Source organism: Kitasatospora sp. NPDC058218, from assembly GCF_042882445.1.
Classification (GTDB): domain Bacteria; phylum Actinomycetota; class Actinomycetes; order Streptomycetales; family Streptomycetaceae; genus Kitasatospora.
Genome location: NZ_JBHVWC010000109.1, coordinates 1 through 22,183, shown reverse-complemented (window position 1 = coordinate 22,183; position 22,183 = coordinate 1). Strand labels below are relative to the sequence as shown.

17 protein-coding genes and 1 pseudogene are annotated in these 22,183 nt (G+C 72.0%); 8 read left to right on the top strand and 10 right to left on the bottom strand.

Annotated features, from left to right (window positions below; translation table 11 throughout):
• Nucleotides 1-3,432: hypothetical protein (locus ACFVYI_RS40795; protein ID WP_387894924.1), on the top strand; the 3,432-nt coding region annotated here is incomplete at its 5' end.
• Between the two features lie 78 nt (nt 3,433-3,510).
• On the opposite strand, the pseudogene ACFVYI_RS40790 reads toward ACFVYI_RS40795, so the two are convergent.
• A pseudogene (locus ACFVYI_RS40790) lies at nt 3,511-4,852 on the bottom strand (IS630 family transposase).
• 314 nt (nt 4,853-5,166) lie between these two features.
• Here ACFVYI_RS40790 and ACFVYI_RS40785 point away from each other — a divergent pair.
• The gene (locus tag ACFVYI_RS40785) at nt 5,167-5,400 is read left to right on the top strand and encodes a hypothetical protein (protein ID WP_387894922.1); all 234 of its coding nucleotides are present in this window, start codon (nt 5,167-5,169) and stop codon (nt 5,398-5,400) included.
• Nucleotides 5,401-5,933: 533 nt separating this feature from the next.
• Here ACFVYI_RS40785 and ACFVYI_RS40780 read toward each other — a convergent pair.
• Nucleotides 5,934-6,350, bottom strand: coding sequence for a hypothetical protein (locus tag ACFVYI_RS40780; protein WP_387894920.1), 417 nt, complete (start codon nt 6,348-6,350; stop codon nt 5,934-5,936).
• Nucleotides 6,351-6,683: 333 nt separating this feature from the next.
• Between ACFVYI_RS40780 and ACFVYI_RS40775 the strand changes: the two genes are divergently transcribed.
• Genes ACFVYI_RS40775 through ACFVYI_RS40765 form a run of 3 tightly spaced genes read left to right on the top strand, consistent with a single transcriptional unit; the run spans nt 6,684 to nt 9,971 of the window.
• Nucleotides 6,684-8,168 carry an FAD-dependent monooxygenase gene (locus tag ACFVYI_RS40775; RefSeq protein WP_387894919.1) on the top strand — a complete coding sequence of 495 codons (1,485 nt, stop codon included), beginning with the start codon at nt 6,684-6,686 and terminating at the stop codon, nt 8,166-8,168.
• 28 nt (nt 8,169-8,196) lie between these two features.
• On the top strand, nt 8,197-9,474 hold the full coding sequence (locus ACFVYI_RS40770) for an amidohydrolase family protein (RefSeq protein WP_387894918.1): 1,278 nt from the start codon (nt 8,197-8,199) through the stop codon (nt 9,472-9,474).
• A 2-nt stretch (nt 9,475-9,476) separates the two neighbouring features.
• Complete coding sequence (locus tag ACFVYI_RS40765; RefSeq protein ID WP_387894917.1) at nt 9,477-9,971, top strand: VOC family protein; 495 nt, start codon at nt 9,477-9,479, stop codon at nt 9,969-9,971.
• A 332-nt stretch (nt 9,972-10,303) separates the two neighbouring features.
• Here the strand turns inward: ACFVYI_RS40765 and ACFVYI_RS40760 are convergent, their stop codons facing one another.
• Complete coding sequence (locus tag ACFVYI_RS40760) at nt 10,304-10,930, bottom strand: TetR/AcrR family transcriptional regulator (protein WP_387894916.1); 627 nt, start codon at nt 10,928-10,930, stop codon at nt 10,304-10,306.
• 355 nt (nt 10,931-11,285) lie between these two features.
• Here ACFVYI_RS40760 and ACFVYI_RS40755 point away from each other — a divergent pair, with 355 nt between their 5' ends.
• Complete coding sequence (locus ACFVYI_RS40755; RefSeq protein WP_387894914.1) at nt 11,286-13,616, top strand: cytochrome P450; 2,331 nt, start codon at nt 11,286-11,288, stop codon at nt 13,614-13,616.
• On the opposite strand, the gene ACFVYI_RS40750 is transcribed toward ACFVYI_RS40755, so the two are convergent.
• Nucleotides 13,598-14,581: an AraC family transcriptional regulator gene (locus ACFVYI_RS40750; RefSeq protein WP_387894913.1), complete on the bottom strand. Its 984-nt coding sequence runs from the start codon at nt 14,579-14,581 to the stop codon at nt 13,598-13,600. The genes ACFVYI_RS40755 and ACFVYI_RS40750 overlap by 19 nt on opposite strands.
• A gap of 298 nt (nt 14,582-14,879) precedes the next feature.
• Between ACFVYI_RS40750 and ACFVYI_RS40745 the strand changes: the two genes are divergently transcribed.
• A complete protein-coding gene (locus ACFVYI_RS40745; protein WP_387894912.1) occupies nt 14,880-15,674 on the top strand; it encodes an SDR family NAD(P)-dependent oxidoreductase in 795 nt (264 codons plus the stop codon).
• Nucleotides 15,675-15,732: 58 nt separating this feature from the next.
• Here the strand turns inward: ACFVYI_RS40745 and ACFVYI_RS40740 are convergent, their stop codons facing one another.
• The 3 genes from ACFVYI_RS40740 to ACFVYI_RS40730 form a co-directional block, all read right to left on the bottom strand.
• The gene (locus ACFVYI_RS40740) at nt 15,733-16,188 is read right to left on the bottom strand and encodes a nuclear transport factor 2 family protein (protein ID WP_387894910.1); all 456 of its coding nucleotides are present in this window, start codon (nt 16,186-16,188) and stop codon (nt 15,733-15,735) included.
• A gap of 80 nt (nt 16,189-16,268) precedes the next feature.
• Nucleotides 16,269-16,625 carry a nuclear transport factor 2 family protein gene (locus ACFVYI_RS40735; RefSeq protein ID WP_387894909.1) on the bottom strand — a complete coding sequence of 119 codons (357 nt, stop codon included), beginning with the start codon at nt 16,623-16,625 and terminating at the stop codon, nt 16,269-16,271.
• A 36-nt stretch (nt 16,626-16,661) separates the two neighbouring features.
• The gene (locus ACFVYI_RS40730) at nt 16,662-18,107 is read right to left on the bottom strand and encodes an aldehyde dehydrogenase family protein (RefSeq protein WP_387894908.1); all 1,446 of its coding nucleotides are present in this window, start codon (nt 18,105-18,107) and stop codon (nt 16,662-16,664) included.
• A gap of 258 nt (nt 18,108-18,365) precedes the next feature.
• On the opposite strand from ACFVYI_RS40730, the gene ACFVYI_RS40725 reads away from it, so the two are divergent.
• Nucleotides 18,366-19,214, top strand: a complete 849-nt coding sequence (locus ACFVYI_RS40725) for a helix-turn-helix domain-containing protein (protein WP_387894907.1) — start codon at nt 18,366-18,368, stop codon at nt 19,212-19,214.
• Nucleotides 19,215-19,396: 182 nt separating this feature from the next.
• Here ACFVYI_RS40725 and ACFVYI_RS40720 read toward each other — a convergent pair whose 3' ends face one another.
• From ACFVYI_RS40720 to ACFVYI_RS40710, 3 genes are all read right to left on the bottom strand, one after another.
• Complete coding sequence (locus tag ACFVYI_RS40720; RefSeq protein ID WP_387894905.1) at nt 19,397-19,804, bottom strand: hypothetical protein; 408 nt, start codon at nt 19,802-19,804, stop codon at nt 19,397-19,399.
• A gap of 210 nt (nt 19,805-20,014) precedes the next feature.
• Nucleotides 20,015-20,971, bottom strand: a complete 957-nt coding sequence (locus tag ACFVYI_RS40715; RefSeq protein WP_387894904.1) for an AraC family transcriptional regulator — start codon at nt 20,969-20,971, stop codon at nt 20,015-20,017.
• A gap of 230 nt (nt 20,972-21,201) precedes the next feature.
• Nucleotides 21,202-22,013, bottom strand: a protein-coding gene (locus ACFVYI_RS40710; protein ID WP_387894926.1) for an IS5 family transposase whose coding sequence is annotated in 2 segments (ribosomal slippage) — nt 21,202-21,662 and nt 21,662-22,013 — 813 coding nt in all. Because the reading frame shifts where the segments join, the coding sequence is not laid out codon by codon here.
• Nucleotides 22,014-22,183: the final 170 nt, after the last annotated feature.

The window sequence follows — 22,183 nt, the reverse complement described above, 5'->3', positions numbered from 1 at the left end:
GGACTGATCCCGGCACTCCGGGACCGGGGCGCGACGGGCACGGGTCCGGCCGCCATCCGGATCTTCACTCCGGGCCCGCGGCCCGCCTCCGACCAGGCCGCGCTGGTGACACCCGGGAACGGCACGGGCGACACGGTGCTGGTGGTGGACCAGTTCGAGGAAACGTTCACGCTGTGCACCGAGCCGGCGGAACGCGCCGCCTTCATCGATCTGCTCCTGGCGGTGTGCGCGCCGGACAGCCGATTACGGGTGGTCCTGGCGGTACGGGCGGACTTCTTCGGCCGCTGCGCGGAGCACACCGACCTGGCCTTTGCCGTGCGGAAGGCCACGCTGCTGGTCGGGCCGATGGGACCGGCCGGGCTGCGGGAGGCGATCGTCAAGCCGGCCGCCGGCGCTGGCCTGATCGTCGAGCGCAGCCTCACCTCGAGGATCATCGAGGAGGTCGACGGCGAGCCGGGCGGGCTCCCGCTGCTGTCGCACGTCCTGCTGGAGACCTGGCGCCGCCGCAAGGGCAGGGCACTGACAGAGGCCGCCTACGAGGCCGCCGGCGGTGTGCGCGGTGCCGTCGCCCGCACGGCGGAGCGGGCCTACGACCGCCTGACGCCGGAGCAGGCCGCCGTTGCCCGGCGGGTCCTGCTGCGGCTGGTCACCGCGGGAGAGGGCGTGCAGGACACGAGCCGTCCCGCCGACCGCGCCGAGCTGGAGTCCCTGGGGACCGGTGACGGCGGCACCGATACAGCGGCGGTGCTGGAAGTCCTGGCCCGCGCCCGGCTGATCACCCTGGACGGCGACACCGTCCACCTCGCCCACGAGGCACTGATCAGCTCCTGGCCGCGGCTCAACGCCTGGGTCGAGGACGCCCGCGACAGGCTGCGCCAGCACCGGCATCTCACCGAAGCGGCCAAAGCCTGGGAGGAACTGGACCAGGACCCCGGAGCGCTCTACCGGGGCACCCGCCTGGAAGCGACCGAAACGTCCTTCCCGAGAGCCTGGCACCGCAGGGACCTCACCCCGCTGGAGTTCGAGTTCGTCACGGCCGCTCTCGCCGCCCGAAGCCGAGAACAGCGAAGCGCGGCACGTTCAGCTCGACGGCTGCGTACTCTCATTGCCACACTGTCCGCCCTGGTCGTCCTTGTCCTGCTGGCCGGGGTGATCGCGTGGCAGCAGAACCGGACCGGTGAACGCCGCCGCACGGAGGCCGCCGCCCGCCGGGCCGCCGCCGCGGCGGACAGCATGCGCTCCTCCGACCCCCTCACGGCGATGCGGCTGAGCCTCGCCGCGTGGAAGACGGCCGATCTCCCCGAGTCACGGTCCGCACTGCTCGGCGCCGCCGCCCGACCGGACCAGGACGTCTTCACCGATCCGCTCTCCGACAAACCCGTCCCGCAGACCCACTTCCTCAGCGGCGACGGCCGCACCTTCGTCGCTGTCGGCCGCGACGAGGTGGTGAAGTGGGACGTCGACACGCACCGGCGGATGGCGACGCTCCCCGGTCTGAGGTCCGCGGCCGATGCGGTGGAGGACATGAGCGCCGACACCCGGACACTCGCCGCGTTCGAGTACGACCGTGTGTACGTGTGGGATGTGCCTGCGGAACGCTCCCGCATAGTCCCGGCCGAGCCACTACGGGCGGCACCCCTCGCGTTCGATTCCGGTATGAGGGGAACCGCGGCCCGGTTCGGCCCGAGCGGACGGACCCTGCTCTTCTACGCCGTCGCGGGAGCGGACGACGTGGTCCAGGTCCGGGATATCCTCGACGGTCGCCTACTGCTCGAACGACGCACCAGGAGCGGTGAGCGCAGGCCGGCCGGCCCCGACGAACTGCGCCGCGTGCCAGAAGTCAGGCAGCAGCAGATGCGGGTGGAGAACCGCATGCAGTACTACCCCTACCCCGACGCGGCGCTCAGCCCCGACGACCGCCTGGTGGCACTGTGCCTTCCGGACGAGCCGGTCCAGGTGTGGAACATGCCCGAACAGCGCCAGGTCCCCACCCCCTGGGCTCCCCACGTCACCGCGCAGCAGTGCCTCAACCAAGCGGTCGGGTTCGCGCAGGGCGGCCGCCGGCTGACAGTCGTCGACAGCGAGGGAGTCCGGATCTGGGACATCACCTCGGGAACGGAACTCCCCCAGATCGAGCACACCGACATCAGGGAGACGACGTTCAGCCCGGACGGAACGCTCATGGTGACGGCGGACGGCAAGGAAGTCCTGCTGTGGCGCCTCGACACACCATCGGCCCCGATCCTGCGGCATCCGCTCGCCAACCCCGACACCAGCCAGTTCAGACTGGATCCGGCCGCACACCGGATCCGCTACCTGGAGGGCCCGACCGGAGCCGTGGTCCGCACCATCGACCTCACCAACGCCCTCGCCCCAGCCTGGACGAGCCGGCCGATCGCGGCTGCCGCATTCAGCCCCGACGGCAGCACGCTGGCCACGCTGCCGTCGCTCGAGGGCGGGGACACGTACCACTTCCAACTGCACGATCTCCGCAATGCAGGACACGTCGTCGACCTTCCCCACATATCCTGCACCTCGCAGCGCCGCATCCCCTTGCCCTGCACGGTCCTCATGGCGTTCCGTCCCGATGGGGGGGTATTCGCCTTCAGCGTCTTCGACCTCTTGCAGTGGGATTCACCCCCCAGGGTGTCGACCTGGGACGTTTCCACCGCCAGCGTCACCACGACCCTGGACCTCGTGGCCAGTGAGAGGCTCGCCGTGTCGGCTGTCGACGCGATCGGCTTCACACCGGACGGACAGTCGCTTCTGGTGTCACGGATGGATCAGGGCGGGGCCGTGGAATTCTGGGACCTGTCCCAGAGGGTCAGAACAGGGGTGTACGGAGCCGGCGGGGAACTACTCGCCGTCCGGCCGGACGGACAACTCCTCGGCACCTCACACAACCAGCTCGCCGACCTGCCGTCAGGCGGCCGGATAGACCCCCGTACGCTCACCCAGAGCAGGGCCCACACCGTGGCGTTCAGCCCGGGCGGCGAGTACCTGGCCACCGGCGACGAAGCCGGCCGCGTCACCCTGCGGGACGGCGCCGCCGAGCGAAACCTCGGCATACTGCCTGGTGCCTTCCGACCCAACACCGCGAGAGGGTTCGACCCCATCTCCGCACTCGCCTTCTCCCACGACGGCCGCACCCTGGCCGCCGCGGGCACCGACGGAACACTGCGGATGTGGGACCTCGCATCCCGCCAACCATTCGACCCTGCCCTCCCCATACCGGGAGGTGCCTCCCTCTCCCTGGCCTTCAGCCCCGACGACCGCACCCTGCGCGTGGCGACCGAGCACGTACCGGCGTACGAGATCGCGGTCGCCCCGGACCAGTTGGCCACCGACATCTGCGAACGAGCCGAAGGCGGACTACCGAAAGCCGACTGGGACACCTACCTCCCCGAAGTGCCCTACCGGAAGGTCTGCTGACCCCGACGGCTTCACCGTCGACGAACGATGGACGATCACCGCGTGACAGTGTCCTGCGCCGGAACTTTCGGTGTTTATTTAGTCGCTTGTTTTTGTGTCGGCTGGCTTGATCTTGGTGAGGTAGTCGGCGAGGGATTTGAGGATCTCATCGGCGTTCTTGGTCCAGGTGAAGGGTCTGGGGTTCTGGTTCCAGGTGTCGATCCAGGCTTTGATGTCGTCTTCGAGGGCCTTGATGGAGGTGTGGACGCCGCGGCGGATGAGTTTGTCAGTGAGCAGGCCGAACCAGCGCTCGACCTGGTTGAGCCAGGAGGAGCCGGTCGGGGTGAAGTGGACGTGGAAGCGCGGGTGCTTCGCGAGCCAGGTCTTGATCTCGGCGGTGTTGTGGGTGGCATAGTTGTCACACACCAGGTGGACGTCGAGTTCGCGCGGAACGGCCTTGTCTATCGAGACGAGGAACCTCTTGAACTCCACAGCGCGGTGGCGGCGGTGGAGTTCGCCGATGACGGTGCCGTCGGCGTTGAAGGCGGCGAACAGGCTGGTGACGCCGTGGCGCAGGTAGTCGTGGGTGCGGCGTTCGGGCATGCCCGGCATCATCGGCAGGACCGGCTGGGACCGGTCCAGCGCCTGGATTTGGGACTTCTCGGTCCACGCAGAGAACCACGGCCCGCTCGGGCGGATTGTGGTAGAGCCCGACGACATCGACGACCTTCTCCACGAACAGCGGATCGGTGGACAGCTTGAAGGCGTCCTGCAGGTGGGGCTTGAGATCGAACCTCTTCCAGATCCGCCCGACCGTGGACTTCGACAGCCCCGTACGAGCGGCCATGGAGGCCCGCGACCAGTGCGTGTCCTTGCCCGGGGTCGATTCCAGCGTCGCGACGACGACATCCTCGACCTGGTCGAGCAGGACCGACGGCGGCCGGCCGGGCCGGGGCTCATCCTGCAGACCGTCCAGGCGACCCGCGATGAACCGGGCCCGCCAGCGGTTGACCGTGCCCGGTCCGATTCCGAGTTCGGCCGCGACCTGCATGTTCGTGTCGCCCTCGGCGCAGGCCAGCACGATCTTCGCGCGCAGTGCAAGGTACTGCGCGGTCTTGGCCCGCCGCGCCCACCTCGTCAACTGAACACGCTCATCTTCGGTAAGCACCAGATCCGCCTTGCGCCGGCCCGGCCGAGGCTCATCGGCCAGGCCCGACAGCCGGTCGGCGGCGAACCGCGAGCGCCACTTGCGCACTGTCGCCACGTTCACACCCGCAGCCGCCGCCACCTGGGCACTTGACACCCCGTCCGCACAGGCCAGGACGATCCGGGCACGCTCGGCCGCCCGGGATCCAGCCCCACCACCTGACCAACGCGACAACTCGGCGCGCTCCTTTGCGGAGAGCACGATCTCTACGGCCTTCGGGCCTCGCTGCGACACGAAAACAGCCTACATACTTATAGCCGAAAGTTCCGGCGCAGGACACTAGCTGAGCTTCCCCGCCCCGTCCGTTCGCAGGGCTTGCCAGGCTGACGGGAGTGCAGGGCGTAGCGGCTGTCGGCGCCGGGTACCTCGTTCGGGTGCTGACGGTCGCGCCTGGCCATCGGCCGCCGACCGCTGACCCAGACTCGTTGCTGCCAGCGCACTTCGGGGGCCGCAGAGGTTCCCCTTCGGCAGTGAGAGGTCCAGCACGTGAAGATCCGACAGGCAGTCGTCCCCGTTGTCTTGAGCGCGCCCTCGCGCTCGGCACCGCTTTGGCCACTGACGCTGCGGCCGCCCCGTCGCCCTCCAGGGCGACCACGTGCGGTCAGGCGGTCCGCAACACCCAGAACGACCTCCGGCAGGCCGGCGCCCCGACCAACGCCACCACCTGGCAGGGGGTGCGCAACGCCGCGCAGAACTTCCTCAACAGCCACCCCTGGAGCAGCCCCACCACCGACGCCATCAAGATCGACGTCAATGACCTGAACCGGCTGTGCGCGAAGTGACAAGGCTCGTGCCCAGCCGGTGACGGGCTCACTCCGGGGTCTGGAACACCGGACGCGCGATGTCCCGTCGGCTCGCGCTCACGTTTGCGCGGTGCCGCGATGCGTGGCCCGGTCGTCGGTCGGCAGCCGCCTGGGGCGGTGGGGCCGCCGACCGCTCACGGCGGCCCCACCGATTCCGTCCGCAGCCGTCAGGCAGTCGGCCGGCCGACGCGGGCTGGACGCGCCCGGCCGGAGACCGCACCTTTCCGGCCGCGGGCCGAACTCGTTATGGAACGATCAGCGGGGTCGCGGGCAGGCGGCTTCGTACAGGAGGGCTGCCGCGTGCAGCAGGCCCCGGGCTTGGGTGGAGCCGAGATGGCGGACGGTGCTGACGTGCCAGGTTCCCGTGCCGTCGGGCAGGGCAGGGCGGTGCCGAGCAGGGCGGGACGGGTGATGTCCGTGACGTCGGTGATGGTGACCGCCGTGGCCGTGGCCGTGTCCGGCACGGTCACCTGGTAGGTGCGGCCCATGCACTTCGTGACGGTTCCGTGAAGTCAGCGATGCCCCCTACGGGGCGCTCTCCTGGTCCGACGACCGCGGGGAGGGGGCGCTACGGGTCTGGGTGAGGTGATCCGCCATCCGACGTCCGTCACTTTCCGGTAGGCGTCGAAGGTGGTCATGCGGTCGACGCGGGACCAGGTGAGGAACGTCGCCGAGCGCGGGTGCCGGGCGCGGTCGGTGCGGTAGTACTCGAAGCCCTCGAAGCCGTGCCGGCCGCCCAGGGCGCTGGCCTGCCCGGCGGTGTCGGGGAAGAGCCGGAAGCTCTGGACACCTTCGCCGTGGGCGTCGGCGGTACGCGCGGCGACGGCCGCGTCGAGCAGGCCCCGGATGACGGCCGGGTCCTGCGCGCCGTCGGCGCCCAGGCGGAACTGGCGGGCGATGTCGACGGCGCTGACGGTGCCGGCGGCCATGATGCGGCGGTCGGTGGCGGTGGCGCCAAGAGAAGCTTCCTCCCCGCGTGCTGGAGCGGCGGCGCCAGATCGGCCGGATCCTGCGTGCGGTCATCACGGCGGGCTTCCTGCCGGGCTTCTCCGACCGCCCGGTCGAACCTGGTGCGGGCGCGATCCCGAAGCGAGGAGCACCCCGAGGCCCGCCCGGCCGAGACTCAAAAGGAAACGGTCGTTTGCGCTATGGGGTGGAGGTTGCTACCGTCGAGGCGAAACGGAAACGTTCGTTTTCGCTGGTTGCGTGCTGCTGCCGGACGCCCTCCGGCGGCTGCCGTCCTGTACGGCGAGGAGCGTGTCATGACCGCCTTACCGCTTGTTCCGCCTCTTCCCGGCCAGAGTTCCGTGCTGATCGTCGGAGCCGGCCCTACCGGCCTGGCCCTGGCGGTGAGCCTGTGTCAGCTGGGCGTGGACCATGTCCTGATCGACCGGGGTGCCGGGATCGGGCCCGGCAGCAGGGCGGCGGCCGTCCAGCCGCGCACCCTGGAGTACCTGGACCGGATCGGGGTCGGCGCCCCGCTCGTCCAAGCCGGGACGAAGGCGCGGGGGTTTCGCCTCCACGACCGCGACCGGACGCTCCTGCGAGCCAGCTACGACCAGCTGGACACCCCGCACCCGTACATGCTGCTCGCCTCCCAGCAGACCACCGAGGAGCAACTGCTGGCGCGGCTGGAGGAGTTGGGGGGTACCGTCCACCGCCACCACCGTCTCCTCGGCATCACCCCCGACCATCCCGGCGTGAGCGCGGCGGTCGCCGGCCCGGACGGGGTGGTGCGCGCCGTGTCCGCCCGCTACCTGGTCGGCTGCGACGGTCTGCACAGCGCGGTGCGCACGGCGGCGGGCATCGCCTTCCCCGGCGCCGCGCGGGAGCAGCTGTTCGCGCTCGCCGACGTCCGCCTCAAGTCCGGTACCCGGGCCGCGGCCTGCGAGGACCCCACCTTCTTCCTCTCCGCGGCGGGCATGCTGCTGCTCTCGCCACTCGCCCAGGGCCTGCACCGGCTGGTCACCCCCGCCGCACCCGGATCGGCCGCCCCGTGCGCGGCGGACGTCGAGCGGCTCCTGTCCGAGCGCGGTCCCGCGCGGGAGGCGGCGCGGGTCGCCGAGGTGGTCGCCGCCTCGACGTACCGGGTGCAGGAACGGGTGGCCGAGTCGTTTCGCGCCGGGCCCGTCCTGCTGGCGGGCGACGCCGCCCACACCCACAGCCCGGCCGGCGGGCAGGGCATGAACACCGGCATCCAGGACGCCGGGAACCTGGCCTGGAAGCTGCACGCCGTCCTGAGCGGGATGGCGCCGGACGCCCTGCTCGACAGCTACCACCACGAGCGGCATCCCGTCGCCCGCGCACTCGTCTCCTTCACCGCCCGCTTCGCCGAGGCCGCCGCCCTGACCGACCCCGTGGCCTGCACGCAGCGCAACGCCCTGCTGGCTGCAGCCGCGGGCAGCCCGGGGGTCACCGACTGGATCGCTGCCAAGCTCGCCCAGCTCGACATCGGCTACACCGACCGGCCCGACCTCGGCGTCCCGCGCCCCGGCACGCGGGTCTGCCCGAGGCTCGTCCCGCCGGACGGCCTGCACTGGACCCTTGCCCTCCCCGCCTCCGCGACCGCCGCCCCTGTGCGCCTGCCCTCGGAGAACGGCCGCCTGATGGTCCGTCACATCATCGCACTAGAAACCACTTTGCTGGTCCGCCCGGACGGCTACCTCGCCGCGCACGGCGTACCGGCCGCACCCGGCGAGGTGGCCGACCGTCTGGCCGACCACCTGCCCCTTGAGCCCGCGGCCTGAAGACCGCACGTTCGAAGGAGTCACGGACATGTCCGCTCCCGCCTCCCGCCCCACCCTCATCCGCCGGGCCGCCGTCTTCGACGGCACCCGCCTCCACCCCGCCCGCGACGTGCTGATCGAGGGCCCGCTCATCACCGCCGTCGGCGGCGCCCTGCCCCTCCCCGAGGGCGCACACCTCGTCGACGGAACCGGCCGCACCCTCCTCCCCGGCCTGATCGACACCCACACCCACGCCACCGATACCGGGCAGCTGCGCCAGTCCCTGCTGTTCGGGGTCACCACCGAACTCGACATGGGCGGCGCACCCGCCACCGCCCGCCGACTGCGGGCCGCCGCCGACCGGCGGGACGACCTCGCCGACCTGCGCGTCGCCACCACCGGTGCCACCGCCCCCGGCGGACACCCCGGTCAGCTGGTCGAGTCCGGCCTGCTCGAACCCTTCCCCACCATCGCCCGATGGCAGGACGCCGACGCCTTCGTCGCGGCCCGGGTCGCCGAAGGCGCCGACCACCTCAAGATCTTCATCGAGGACGGCACGGCCATCGGCCACCCGATGCCGCTGATGTCCGCGCAGACCGTCACCGCCCTGGTGCGCGCCGCCCACGAACGCGGCCTGCGCACCGTCGCCCACACCCTCACCCGCGCCGCCGCCCGGCAGGCCATCGACTGCGGCATCGACGGCCTCGCCCACGCCCCGGCCGACGGCCACAGCAGCGACGACCTGATCGAAGCCGCCGCCGCACACGGCGTCTTCGTCGTCCCCACCCTGACCGCACTCACCGGGATGACCCCCACCCCGGCCGAGTACGAACTCGCCGACGACCCCCGGCTGCGCCCCTACGCCGACCCGCGATGGCTCGACGAACTCGACCGGATCCGCACCACGAACCCCGCGGAGCGCGTCGGCCCGATCAGCATGGACCCGGCCCACGCCGCCGACGCCGCCCTGCGCATGTTCCGGCTCGGCGTCCCCCTGCTGGCCGGCACCGACGGCACCGGCGGGATGGGCCACCCCACCACCCACGGCATCAGCTACCACGGCGAACTCGCCCTGCTGGTGGCCGCCGGACTCACCCCCACCCAGGCACTGACCGCCGCCACCGCCGCGCCCGCCGACGCCTTTGCCCTCACCGACCGGGGCCGCATCGCTCCGGGACTGCGCGCCGACCTGCTCCTCGTCGAGGGCGACCCCACCCACGACATCACCGCCCTGCGTGCCATCACCCACCTGTGGCGGCGCGGCACCCCCGTCGACCGCCCCGCCCTCGCGGCCACCGGCGCCGGTGCCGCAGCGATCGGGAGCTGACCATGAACCCCACCACCGCCCCGCCCTACACCGGAATCCACCACCTCAAACTGCCCGTCACCGACCTGGAGCGCAGCGCCCGCTGGTACACCGCGGTCCTCGGCGCCCGCCGCATCGAGGCGCTCGACCACCGCCGCCCCGACGGCACCCTGTTCGCCGTCATCCTCGACGCCCCCGGCCTGGGCACCCGGATCGAACTGCGCCTCGATCCGGCGACCTGCGCCGCCCTGAACGGCTACGAGTTCCTCACCCTGGCCGTCGAGGACCGCACCGCCCTCGACCGCTGGACCGCCCATCTCGACGCGCTCGGCGTCCCGCACTCGCCGCCGGTCGTCGCCCTGGCGGGCTGGCTCCTCGTGGTCCCCGACCCCGACGGGCTGCGCCTGCGCCTCTACACCAACGCGCCCCACGGCCTGGGCCCCGAGCACGTCGAGTACGACTCGCCCTGGCTCGCCCCCGCCCAGCCGGGCCCGGTGGCAGTGGGCGCCGATCGCTGACGCCGGGGGGCCCACCGCCTGCGGCGCCGCGCCCCGCTCTCCCCGCGCCGCAGGCGGTGAAAGGACACCCGGGCGGAGGACCTCGGCGCGTTCCTTCGCGCTCAGCAACTCCCGGAAGGCGTCGGCGAGTTCGTCCGGATCGGCGGAGGGGTGGCTGCCGCCGGCCGAGGTGAGCGCCTCCAGGAGCCACCTGCGATGAGTCGCCAGTGCCACCCGGCGGCCCCACAGCGGGCCCGGCCGGTCGCCGGGCCGGCGACCGGCCCGGCTCTCATCCCGGCCCGGCGGCCCGAAAGTCCCACCCCCGCCCACGAGTCGACGATCCCGCAGGGCTGCTACAGCCCGTCGCCGCCCTGCCACGGGGGGAACGCCGAGGCGAGGGCCGACAGGCCCTCGACCATGCGGTCCACCGAGACCGGGTCCACCAGGTAGCGGCCGACCAGCAGCCCCGGCATCAGGGACATCAGCACCGACGCCACCGCTTCCGGATCCGCCTGCGGCCCGAGCCGACCCTCCTCCCGCCACCGCCCGGCCAACTCGGCGAGACTGCCGCGCACGTCCAGATAGAACACGCGGGTCCGCTCCGCCAGCTCCGGCCTGCGCAGCGCCTCCCCCCACGCCTGGATGGCGATGCGCCGCAGGTCGTCACCCTGCCCCGGGTCGCGGTCGCGCAGCTCGGCCACCATCGCGGCCACGACGTCGGCCGGCGACGGGGTCGGACGCTGCTCCAGCAGGCCGCTGAACAGGTTCCGGACCAGGGCCAGGGACTCGTCCGCGGCGGCCAGGATGAGGTCGTCCTTGCTGCGGAAGTACCGGTACACCGCGCTGGAGGACATACCGGTCGCGGTGATCACGTCGTCCATCGACGTGGCGTGGAATCCGTCGCGGGAGAAACAGCGCCAGGCGCTGGTGAGGATGTGGCGGCGCCGCTCCTCCCGGGTCTCGTCACTCAGTCGGGGCATGCTCGACACCCTAAACGAAAACGATGGTTTCTCCACGGTGTAGGGGGGCGACACCCTTGCGGCCTTGCCCCGGGTGGAGCGGGAGCCGTCTCCGGGCCAGGGAGCCCGGGACCGCAGGGGCCTGCTCGCTTCGAGTACGGACGCTCGCACAGATAGCCCGGACGAGCGCGCATTCACCACGTCCGGTGAGCGGACCTAGCCTGGCCGCAGGCAGCGTCACCGCCGGGTGGCGCGCCAGCGCCCCGGGGCGCCGCCAAATCGCCCGCACGTCCCCACCATCCGGCGGCTTTCTGCTCGATCACCGCACCGGTGCACCCTCGCGCCGGTCGAACGCCCCCCTCCGAGGACGACAATCGTGACCACGACCGCCCCCTTCGGCACCAAAGCCCGCACCGTCGCGGCCGCTCCCGGCGGTCTGCCCCTGGTCGGACACTCGTTAGCCCTTCTGCGCGATCCGATCGGGATGCTGCAGTCGATCCGGCCGCTGGGTGACCTGGTCGAGATCCGGCTCGGCACCCTGCGCGTCTACGCCGTGAACTCGCCCGCGCTGCTGCGGGAGATGCTGGTCACCGACGCGGTCTCCTACGAGAAGGGCCGATACTTCCAGAAGTCCCGTCCCTTCCTCGGCAACGGCCTGCCGAACTCCGAGGGGACGTTCCACCGGCGCCAGCGCCGCCTGATGATCCCCGCGTTCCACCGCGAGAAGCTCAAGGCGTACACCGACGTCATGCGGCTCAGTGCCACCACCTACTCCGAGGCCTGGACCCCGGACAGCGAGATCGACGTGGGCACCGAAATGTATGCGATCGGCAGCGAGGCCGTGGCCCGGGCTCTGTTCGGCAGCGCCCTCGGCAACGAGGAGGTCCGCCTGATCCGGCGCTGGCTGCCCACCTACGTGCACGAGCTGATGCGCCGCGTCGTCTCGCCGGTCGACTGGCTGGACCGCCTGCCCACCGCCTCCAACCGGCGCTTCGAGGAGTCCGGCACGCGACTGCGTACCGTCGTGGACCGTCTGATCCGCGAGCGCCTCGACGACGGCCGGCCGCGTGAGGACCTGCTGGGGATGCTGATGGCGGCACGGGACGCCGACACGGACGAGCCGATGAGCCCCGAGCAGCTCCACGACGAGGTCATGACGGTCATGGCGGCCGGTATCGAGACCGCCTCCACCAGCCTGACCTGGCTCTTCCACGAGGTCGGCTCCCGGCCCGAGGTCGAGCGACGGCTCCACGCCGAACTGGACGAGGTCCTGGGCGGGCAGCCGGTCACCTTCGACGACCTGCCGAATCTGGTCTTCACCCAGAACCTGGTCCGCGAGACGCTGCGGCTGCGCAGTCCGGCGTGGATCCTGATGCGCCAGCCCGCCCGCCCCGGCGTGGTCCTGGGCGGAGTGGAGATCCCGGAGGGCACCGAGCTGCTGTTCAGCCCGCTCACCCTCCACCGCGATCCCGGCCTCTATCCGGACCCGATGGTCTTCGACCCGGACCGCTGGCTCACCAGCGAGCCCGACCGCTGGACGTTCCTGCCGTTCGGCGCGGGCCCTCGCAAGTGCATCGGCGACCACTTCGCGCTCACCGAGATGGTCACCGTCGTGGCCACGATCGCCGCCCGCTGGCAGTTGGTTCCCCTCTCCGCGAAGCCCCCGCGCGAGATCCCCGGGGCCGTCCTGGTGCCCAGCGCACTGCGGATGTCTGCCACACCCCGCCCCGCGCAGACCCGGAGCAGCGGCAAGCGGTGCGACGCCGAACTCCACCTGCCCTTCCCGGCCCGGATCAGCCCCGACGCCGCCCGCGCGGCCGCCGAACACCTCCAGTGGCCGCGGTCCTTCGGCTTGCTGCCCACCGACGAGGACGCCGAGCGCCACGCCCGCGCCCACTACGCCGAACTCGCCGCCCGTTTCCACCCGACGGCGACGGGCGCGGACCTCACCTTGGGCGTCGACCAGATGAGCTGGTTCTTCTGCTTCGACGACACCTTCGACGGCCCGACCGGTGACAGCCCCCTCCAGGCCCGCGCCCTGGTCGACGCCGTCACCGCCGCCCTTGACCGGCGGCCCGCCCCCGACGCCCTGCCGATCGTCCGTGCCTTCCACGGCCTGTGGCAACGCAGCACCGAAGGCATGTCCCCGGCCTGGTGTGCCCGCTCGGCCGCCCACTGGCGCGCCTACCTGGAGGGCCACGTCCAGGAGGCCGCCAACCGGCACCACCGCGCGGTGCTGACCCTGGAGGAGCACCTGCGACTGCGCCGCGACACCATCGGCGTCCAGCCGACCCTCGACCTCGCCGAGCGGATCGGCCACTACGAACTGCCCGACGGAGTCTTCGACTCCTCGGCCGTGGCCACCTTGCGAACCCTCGCGGCCGAGGTCGACTCCCTCCACAACGACCTCTACTCCCTGGCGAAGGAGGAGGCCAACGCAGACCCGCACAACCTCCTGCTCATCCTCCAACGCGACGGGGCAGGCGGCCGCGCAGCCTCCGTCGAGACCGTGCTCGCGATGCTGCACACCCGCATCAGCCGCTTCCAGGCCTTGGAGGGCGAACTACCCACGGCGGACGGGATCGCGGGCCTGGCCCGGAACGAACGCGAGATGCTGCGCCGCTATGTCGAGGACGCCCTGCACACCGTCATGCGAGGGCCATACGACTGGGCCGCCCGCTCCGGCCGCTACAACGGTGCCGGCTGAGCCCCGCCCGACCGGACGGCATGGCGGTAGTGCAACGGTGACATTCCACTGTCGCGCGTGAAGGCGTTGCTGAAGGCGCTCTCCGAGGAGTAGCCGAGAGTGGCGGCGAGGGCGGCGACCGAGGTGTCGTGCTTGCGCAGGTCGTGCCGGGCCAGCCGTATGCGCCAGTTGTAGAGGTAGGTCAGGGGCGGAACACCGGCAAGCGTCCGGAACCGGTCGGCGAAGCTGGTGCGTGACATGGCCGTGGCCCAGGCCAGTTCGGCCAGCGTCCACGGCCGGGCCGGGTCGCCGTGCATGAGCCGCAGCGCCGGGGCAATCTGCTCGTCCGCCAGGGCGCGCAGCCAGCCGGGCGGGAAGGTGTGGGCCTCGCCCAGGTAGGTGCGCAGCACCTGCACGAACAGGAGCTGCGCCAGGTGGTTGGCGACGAACGAGGCGCCCGGGCGATCCTCGCGCATCTCGTGGAAGGCCTGGGTGAGGAGCCAGCGGGCGGCCGGCGCCTCGGCGGTGGCGGCTCGCACATGCATCAGGGGTGGCAGCGCGGCGAGGAGCAGGTCCCTGCCGGGGGCCTCCAGTTCGATGTGGCCGCCGATGGCGACGGCCTCCGCCGGGCCCGGCGGCCCGGTGTGGTGGAAAGGCTCCGTCGTCGCCTTCAGCAGGGGCAGGGCCTCCACCGGCGTCAGGTCCGGGGCGCTGGCCAGGACGTAGGGCCGGTCGCCGGCGAGGACGACGACATCCCCGGCGTCCAGGAGGACGGGTTTGGCGGTGCCGTCCAGCGCCAGCCAGGTGGTGCCCTCGTGGAGCGCGTGGATCTTGAGCCGTCCGGGTGCGGGAAACGCGAGCGACCAGGCGCCGGAGAAGGTGAAGCCGCGCGTCAGCACGCAGCGGGCGCCGACCAGTTCGAGCGTTTCGGCGATCGGATCGCCCCACCCCGGCGGACGCGGGGGCGGGGCCGGTAGGACGTCCATGTGTGGACTCTCGCGCAAAGCCGCCGGCCGGGGCAACCAGCCGTCGGCGGCCGTGCCCTCTCCACGGCGTGGGCCAGACGACGGCCCTGTGAACCACGTTCACCCGGACGAGGTAGAGCGCTCATGCTAGGTCAGAGCGGGCCACGAACGAGCCGCGCAGGCTGGCGCGTCCATCCGCGGACCCTCACAGTCTGTTCCTGGGTGTGGTGTACCGGGGAAGACACGGCCTTCCCCGCTCCCCGGTGGGTGCGCATGATCGAGTCGACCGTGCTCGACGCCTTTGACGAGGGGAACAGCCATGACAGCGAAGTCCACACACCGGCCCGCGGACGTATCTGCGGATCTCTTCCGTCTCGACGGCCGGCGAGCGGTGGTGATCGGCGCGGGCAGCGGCATCGGCGCCGCCGGCTCGCGTGCCCTCGCCGCCCACGGCGCGGAGGTGGTCTGTGCCGACCGCGACCTGGCCGCCGCTGCCGCCACCGCTGCCGCGACCGGGGGCGAACCGTACCTGCTGGACGTCCTGGACCGCGCCGCGGTGCGGGCCGCGCCCGCTGAGCTGGGCGACGTGGATGTGCTTGTCTTCACCCCGGCGACGAACATCCGCAGGCGGCTGGTCGACTACGCCGACGAGGAGTTCGACCACATCGTCGACCTCAACCTGCGCGCGCCGTTCGACCTGCTGCGCGCCTTCGGCCGCCCGATGGCCGAGCGCGGCCGTGGCTCGATCATCGGCGTCTCCTCGATCCGCGCCGTCACCGTGGAACCGGCCCAGGGCATCTACTCCGCGACGAAGGCCGGGCTGGTGGCCCTGCTGAACACGGCGGCCGCGGAACTCGGCCCGCTCGGCGTGCGGGTGAACGCGCTCGCCCCCGGCGTGGTCGAGTCGCCGATGACGACCTGGGCGCAGTCCGATGCCGTGCGCTACTACGCGTACGCGGCCAAGACGGTGCTGGGCCGCTGGGCGCAGCCCGAGGAGATGGCGGGTGCGGTGGTGTTCCTGGCCTCGGACGCCGCGAGCTACGTGACCGGCAGCGTGCTCACCGTCGACGGCGGGTGGACGGCCGCCGACGGCCGCTACGCTCCGCCGGAGTGAGGCGGGAGCGGGCCCTGGCGCGAAGCGGCAGCCGGGGCCCGCCGAGGAAGTCAGGCCGTCAGGAGTCGGAGAACATGGCCTTCGTCATCTCCTGCGCGTGGCCGATCGTGTCGATGACGACCAGCGGGTTGGAGTAGTCCCGCCAGTGGACGATCCGCCGCTCCCGGATTGTCACGATCGAGACGTAGCGCTGGTGGTAGGGCCTGCCGGTGGCGACCCCGGTGCCGTGGCCGGCGTACTCCAGGATCACCACGCCCGGTGTGGTGGTCGGGTAGACCTCGGAGTCGCTCATGCGATCGAGGGTGATGATGCGCCCGTACCCGCGGAACGAGTCGATGATCGCCTGACGTCCGTGCAGGGCGGGCGGTGTGCCCGGGGGCGCGTAGAGGAACTCCATGACGACGTCGTCCGCGAACAGGTCGAAGTAGTTGTCAGCGTCGGTCAGCCCGGCCAGTGAATCCTCGACCAGTTCCATGAAGGGGCCCAGGGCCTTGAACTGCGCGTAGTCGACCATCGTCTCGCTCCTCGTGTGTTGCGAATCCCAGCACGGGCCACCAGCTGGCAGCCCGTGCCGCTTGTTGCCCCGCGCTGCGGTCAGACCTGGTTGTTCCACATCCGGAACATCGCGCAGCCGCCCTGGTCGTCGAAGGTCACCGTCCAGAGGTTGGCGAAGGTGCCGAGTTCCTTGTAGACGCCGGTTCCCTTGATCGCGGCCGTGTCGCCGTTGATCATGAGGATGGACCATTCGAAGCCCCAGCCGCCCTGCTGCCACGCCTCCCGGGACTGCCAGCCCTTCACGATCTCCTCGCGGCCGATCCAGTCGGTCTCGTACGGCCACTCGTGGTACTCCGCCCCGGCGGAGAACAGGGCCGCGATGTCCTCGGGCGCGTTGCTGCGCCAGGCCCGCACGTACGCCTGGATCCAGTCGTTGACCTGCTGCTCGGTCGGCATCGCCGGCCTCCTTCGTCGTTGGTTCACGCCCGGGTCTCAGACCGAGGCAGCGGGCGGGGCGGGGCGGCGGAGGGTGACGGTCCGGGGCGCGGTGTATTCGAGCAGGCCCTCGGCGCCGCTCTCCGAGCCGAGCCCGGACTGCTTGTGGCCCGCGAAGGTGACGAGCGGGGTGAGGTGCTGGACCTCGTTGATCCACACCGTGCCGGCCCGCAGGCGCCGGCCCACGGCCAGCACCACCTCCGGGTCCGACGACCAGACGGAGGCGCCGAGGCCGTACTCGCTCGCGTTCGCCCGGGCGACGGCGTCCTCGACGTCGTCGAAGCACAGCACCGGCAGGATCGGCCCGAACTGCTCTTCCTGGACGATCCGCGAGGACTCCGGGGGATCGTCCACGAGCGCCGGCTCCACGAAGTAGCCCGGCCCATCGCCGGCCCGGCCGCCGGTGGCGAAGCGGTGGCCCTGGGCGTGGGAGTCCTGGAGGAGGTCGAGGACCCGCTCGTACTGCGGGCGGTTCTGCACCGGGCCGAGCCGCACGCCCGCCTCGGTGCCGCGGCCGACCCGCACGGTGGCGGCGTAGGCGGCCAGCGCCCGCAGGAGCGGCTGGTGGACGTCGCGGTGGACGTACAGCCGCTTGATCGCCAGGCAGACCTGGCCGCTGTTGGCGAAGGCACCCCAGAACAGCTTCTCCGCGACGGCGGGCACGTCGACGTCCGGCAGGACGATGGCCGCATCGTTGCCGCCCAGCTCCAGGGTCACCCGGGTCAGCGTGGGCGCCGCGCCGGCCATCACCTGGCGGCCGGTGCGGGTGGAGCCGGTGTAGCTGATCATGTCAATGCCGGGGTGCGCGGTCATCCACGGCCCCAGCTCGGCGCCGCCCGAGACGACGTTCAGCACACCGGGCGGCAGGACCTCGCGCAGCAGCTCGCCGACCTTCAGCGTGACCAGCGGGGTGAACGGGGACGGCTTCCACACCACCGTGTTGCCCGCCAGCAGCGCCGGGGCGAGCTTGAACCCCGCGTTGCCCAGCGGGTAGTTCCACGGCACGATCGCACCCACCACGCCCAGCGGCACCCGGCGGGTCACCGAGAGCCGCTCCGTGCTGTCCTCGTTCACCGTCTCCGGCAGCGACAGCGACGCCGTCCCGCGCAGCCAGTACCCGAACCCGAGGATCTCCGCGGCGGCGTCGTCCAACGACTTGCCCTGCTCCCGCGTCAGGAGCCACTTGAGCGCATCGAGCTGCGCCTCGACGGCGTCGGCGACCGCCAGGACGAGCTTGCGCCGCCCTTCCAACGGCGTCGCCGACCAGCCGGGCAGGGCCGTCCGGGCCGCCGCGACCGCCTGGTCGAGCTGCTCGGGCGAGCAGACCGGCGCCCTGGCCACGACCGTCTCGTCAGCCGGGTCGAGGACCTCGTAGGACGTCGCACCCGCCACCGCCCGGCCGGCGATGGTCATGGTGAAGTCGGTGGCGGCACTGGTGTCCATGGCGGTTCTCCTGGCACGACGATCGGTGGTGTGTGACCGCATCAAGGCGGGCGTCCGGCCCGGTGTCCTACGGCCGCGGACCGGCACACCATCGACTATCGGCACCTCGCAGCCCACCAGGAAGGCCGGGCCTGCCTAGGAGTGCCACACCCAGGAACAGCCGCGACGGGGCAGCGGCCCGAGGCCGGAGGCGCACCGGCCACCGGGCCCGGCGTGCACCACCGCCGGCAGCTCGGGCAGCGGCGTACGATGCGAAGCATGAGTGGCCACGAGCTGGGTGCGTTCCTGCGGGCACGCCGCTCCCAGGTGACGCCCGCCGACGTGGGCCTGCCCACCTCCGGCTCCCGCCGGGTCGCGGGCCTGCGACGCGAGGAGGTCGCCGTCCTGGCCGGGGTCAGCGCCGACTACTACGCCCGCCTGGAGCAGGGCCGCGAGACCAACCCCTCCGGGCAGGTGATCGACGCCATCGCGGGAGCCCTGCGCCTTGGCATCGACGCCCGCTGGCACGCCTACCGCCTGGCCGGCCTGCTGCCCAAGTCGGCGCCCGCCCACCCGCACGACCAGGTGCACCCCGCCCTCCTGCAGCTCATGGACGCCTTCCCCACCGCCGTGGCCTACGTCATCAACCGCCGCCTGGACGTCCTCGCCTCCAACGCGCTCGCCAAAGCCCTGCTCTCACCCCTGGCCGACCCGCACCGCATGGTGCGCTCCCTCTTCCATGACCCGGCGGCCCGCGAACTCTTCGCCGACTGGCACAGCGTCGCCCGCGACACCGTCGAAGCGCTGCGCCTGGCCGCCGGACACGACCGCCATGACCCCGAGCTCGCCGCGACCGTGCGCGAACTCCTCGCCGACAGCCCGGAGTTCGCCGCTCTGTGGCGAGACCACAGCGTCAGCGGCCTGGGCCGCAAGACCAAGGTCTTCAACCACCCCGATGTCGGCCGGATCACCCTCACCTATCAGGCGTTCGACGTGCAGGCCGCCGACGGCCAGTACCTCCTCGTCGGCACCGCCGAGGCGGGTAGCACCGACGCCGACTCCCTCGCACTCCTCGGCTCCCTCCACGCCGCAGGACGCCGGGACGGCGCACGTCCCGCCAGCGGCTGACCCACACCTGGCCCGGCCCCGGGTCGGGTGACAGCGGCGTCCTGCTGACCCGGCGGGCAGCACCCGTCGGGGGCGGTCGAGGCGCGTCCCTGCCGCGGTCGTGCACCCGCACTCGGGCCGGATCCGGGTTAGGGGTGCCCGGCGGCGCCGGGCACCCCTAACCCCCTGGTTGGTCCCATGCCTCAGGCCCGAACCGGGTTCACCGTTCGCCCCAACAGGTCGGCCCGGGTCCGCCGGTGCGTGGGCGGGAGTTGGGCACCGCCCTGGGACTGGGCCAGTGCATCCCGCGTGGGTGCGGGGAGGTGGTGGAAGAGCTCGCCCGGTGCCTCCCCGGTGGCTGTGGCGCCGAACGCGGCGACGAGGTCCGGCCAGTTGGGGCGGTCGGGCCAGAGCATCCGGGTCTGGGAGCCGTAGCAGCGCAGTGCGGCGAGTTTCAGGGCGAGGGACGGCGCGTCGTACGGCACGCGGACGGGCGCCGTACCGTCCTCGGGTGCTTGACGGCGGCCGACGGCACGGCGCCGGTGGGGGCCGAGGCACTGCTCACCGGTGGGCCGGTCACGGCCGGACTGCGTGATGCAGATCTTCTGCACTCAGTTTCGTCAGGCCGGCGCGGACGCCGAATCCTTGACGGTCCGTCAAACCCTCGCGAAAGTCCGGATGCGGAGGGCACGCCCGCGAACAGGGCAGGGGTCCTCGGATGCCGGCGCGGACCAGGTCCGGGCACGCCGGGGCCGGCGCCCTGGCCGGCGGCACCCACCTGCACGGCCGGTCCGCGTGGTGAGGGCCTCGGCCGGCCGGGGTCACATGGGGCGGGCGGTCTGCCGGTAGGCGCGCGGGGACTGGCCGGTGGTGCGTTTGAAGGCGGTGCTGAAGGCGCTCTCGGAGCCGTAGCCGAGGTCGAAGGCGATGGCCGACACGGGGGTGTCCGCGCGGCGCAGGGTGTGCTGGGCCAGGCGCATCCGCCAGCCGCAGAGGTAGGCCAGCGGCGGGACGCCCGCCACGTCCTTGAAGCGCTGGGCGAAGCTGGTGCGGGACATCGTCGCCGCGCGGGCCAGTTCGGCGAGCGTCCACGGCCGGGCGGGATCGCCGTGCATCAGGCGCAGGGCGGGCGCGATGCGCTCGTCGGCCAGGGCCCGCAGCCAGCCCGTGGGGTAGGCGTCGGCGTCCGCGTCGGTCAGGAAGGCGCGCAGCACCTGGACGAAGAGCAGTTGGGCGAGGTGGTCGGCGGCGAAGGAAGAGCCGGGGCGGTCGGATGCCAGCTCGCCCAGCGTCTGGTCCATGAGCCAGCAGGCGGTGGCGGCTTCGGCGGTTGCGGCGCTGACGTGCATCAGCGGTGGGAGGGCGCCGAGCAGCAGGTCCTTGGCGGTGGAGTCGAGTTCGATGTGGCCGCCGATGGTGACGGTGTCCTGGCCTTCGTCCCCGGCGTGGACGAAGGGCCGGGTCGACGCCCGGAGCAGGGGCAGCACGTCGACGGAGGGTACGGCCGGGTCGCTCGTCAGGGTGTACCGGCGGTCGCCGGCGAAGACGGCCACCTCGCCCGCTTCGAGGCGCACGGGTTGCTCGACACCCTCTATCACCAGCCAGAGGGTGCCTTGGAGCACGGCCTGGATCTTGAGCCTTCGCGGTGCGGGGAAAGCCAGTGCCCAAGCCCCGGCGGCGGTGAGTCCGCGCGACAGGGCGCAACGGGCGCCGGTGAGTTCGAGAATCTCGGTGATGGGGTCCCCCCAGGTCTCGGAACCGGGGAAAGGCGCGGACATCGGTGCATCCATGGGCGGACTCTCGCGCACGTCGAACGGGCGGGCAAACATCCCCTGGTGGGTGATCACCCGCCGCGGCGGCAGGAAGGTCACCTCACCCGCCCGGGTCCGTGCCCCGGATCGCCGCCGCCGGCCGTACGCCGGGGCCCTCGGGCTCGGGAACCTGTACTCATGGGCGGATTCCACGATCGCGACATGTTTCACCCGAAAGGGTTGCCGCCTAAGAGGAGCTAACACAATGTTCGGACGCGTCTGTAGGTGATCACGCAGCAGGCGAGCTTGAGGAACGCCTCGTGGATGTCGTCGCGGATGTCCCAGCGGATTCGCAGGCGTCGGAAGCCATGGATCCAGGCGTTGGTGCGTTCGACCACCCACCGAACGGTGCCCAGGCCGGAGCCGTGTGGCACACCCCGGCGAGCGATCACCGGCTTGATGCCGCGCTTCCACAGCAGGCGGCGGTACTTGTCGTAGTCGTAGCCGCGGTCCGCGAACAGCTGCCCGGGCCGGTGGCGCGGCCGACCAGTCACCCCTCGGATGCGTGGGATCGCGTCCAGCAGTGGCAGCAGCCGGGTCACGTCGTGCCGGTTGCCGCCGGTCGGGGTGATGGCGAGCGGGGTACCGTGAGCGTCGGTGATGACGTGGTGCTTCGAGCCGGGCCGGGCGCGGTCGACCGGGCTCGGTCCCGTTTTGGGCCGCCCCGACGGGCCTGGTGGTGCGAGCCGTCGATCACCGCCCGGGACCAGTCCAGCTTCCCCGCGCGGTGCAGCTCGGTCAGCAGCACCCGGTGCAGCCGGTCCCACACCCCGGCCTCGTGCCAGTCCCGCAACCGGCGCCAGCACGTCATCCCCGAGCCGAAGCCCAGCTCCTGCGGCAGCCACTCCCACTGGATGCCGGTGTGCAGCACGAACAGGATCCCCTGCAGACACCCGCGGTCGTCCAGCGGCAGCCGTCCCGGATTGCGCGACCGCCGCTGCCTGACCGGCAGCAGCGGCTCGATACGCGCCCACAGGTCATCCGGCACCACCCACGGCGGACCCTTCATCTTCGCCACGGATGAACCAACGAGCCAACGAGCGAGGAGACATGGCCGCGCGAAGGCTTTGTGTTAGCTCCTCTAAGAGGGTGTTCTGCGAGCGTCGGTGGGTCTAGTCGTACTTGAAGGCAGGTTGTCCGGTTTTGGGACTTCACGATCGGCCGGAAATGCGGTGCGCT

Coding starts and splice junctions, on each gene's coding strand:
- ACFVYI_RS40740 (WP_387894910.1), bottom strand. CDS start 16,188: ATGGTCGACTACGCGCAGTTCAAGGCCCTGGGCCCCTTCATGGAACTG.
- ACFVYI_RS40715 (WP_387894904.1), bottom strand. CDS start 20,971: ATGTCCGCGCCTTTCCCCGGTTCCGAGACCTGGGGGGACCCCATCACC.
- ACFVYI_RS40770 (WP_387894918.1), top strand. CDS start 8,197: ATGTCCGCTCCCGCCTCCCGCCCCACCCTCATCCGCCGGGCCGCCGTC.
- ACFVYI_RS40725 (WP_387894907.1), top strand. CDS start 18,366: ATGAGTGGCCACGAGCTGGGTGCGTTCCTGCGGGCACGCCGCTCCCAG.
- ACFVYI_RS40750 (WP_387894913.1), bottom strand. CDS start 14,581: ATGGACGTCCTACCGGCCCCGCCCCCGCGTCCGCCGGGGTGGGGCGAT.
- ACFVYI_RS40760 (WP_387894916.1), bottom strand. CDS start 10,930: ATGCCCCGACTGAGTGACGAGACCCGGGAGGAGCGGCGCCGCCACATC.
- ACFVYI_RS40765 (WP_387894917.1), top strand. CDS start 9,477: ATGAACCCCACCACCGCCCCGCCCTACACCGGAATCCACCACCTCAAA.
- ACFVYI_RS40775 (WP_387894919.1), top strand. CDS start 6,684: ATGACCGCCTTACCGCTTGTTCCGCCTCTTCCCGGCCAGAGTTCCGTG.
- ACFVYI_RS40735 (WP_387894909.1), bottom strand. CDS start 16,625: ATGCCGACCGAGCAGCAGGTCAACGACTGGATCCAGGCGTACGTGCGG.
- ACFVYI_RS40730 (WP_387894908.1), bottom strand. CDS start 18,107: ATGGACACCAGTGCCGCCACCGACTTCACCATGACCATCGCCGGCCGG.
- ACFVYI_RS40745 (WP_387894912.1), top strand. CDS start 14,880: ATGACAGCGAAGTCCACACACCGGCCCGCGGACGTATCTGCGGATCTC.
- ACFVYI_RS40780 (WP_387894920.1), bottom strand. CDS start 6,350: ATGGCCGCCGGCACCGTCAGCGCCGTCGACATCGCCCGCCAGTTCCGC.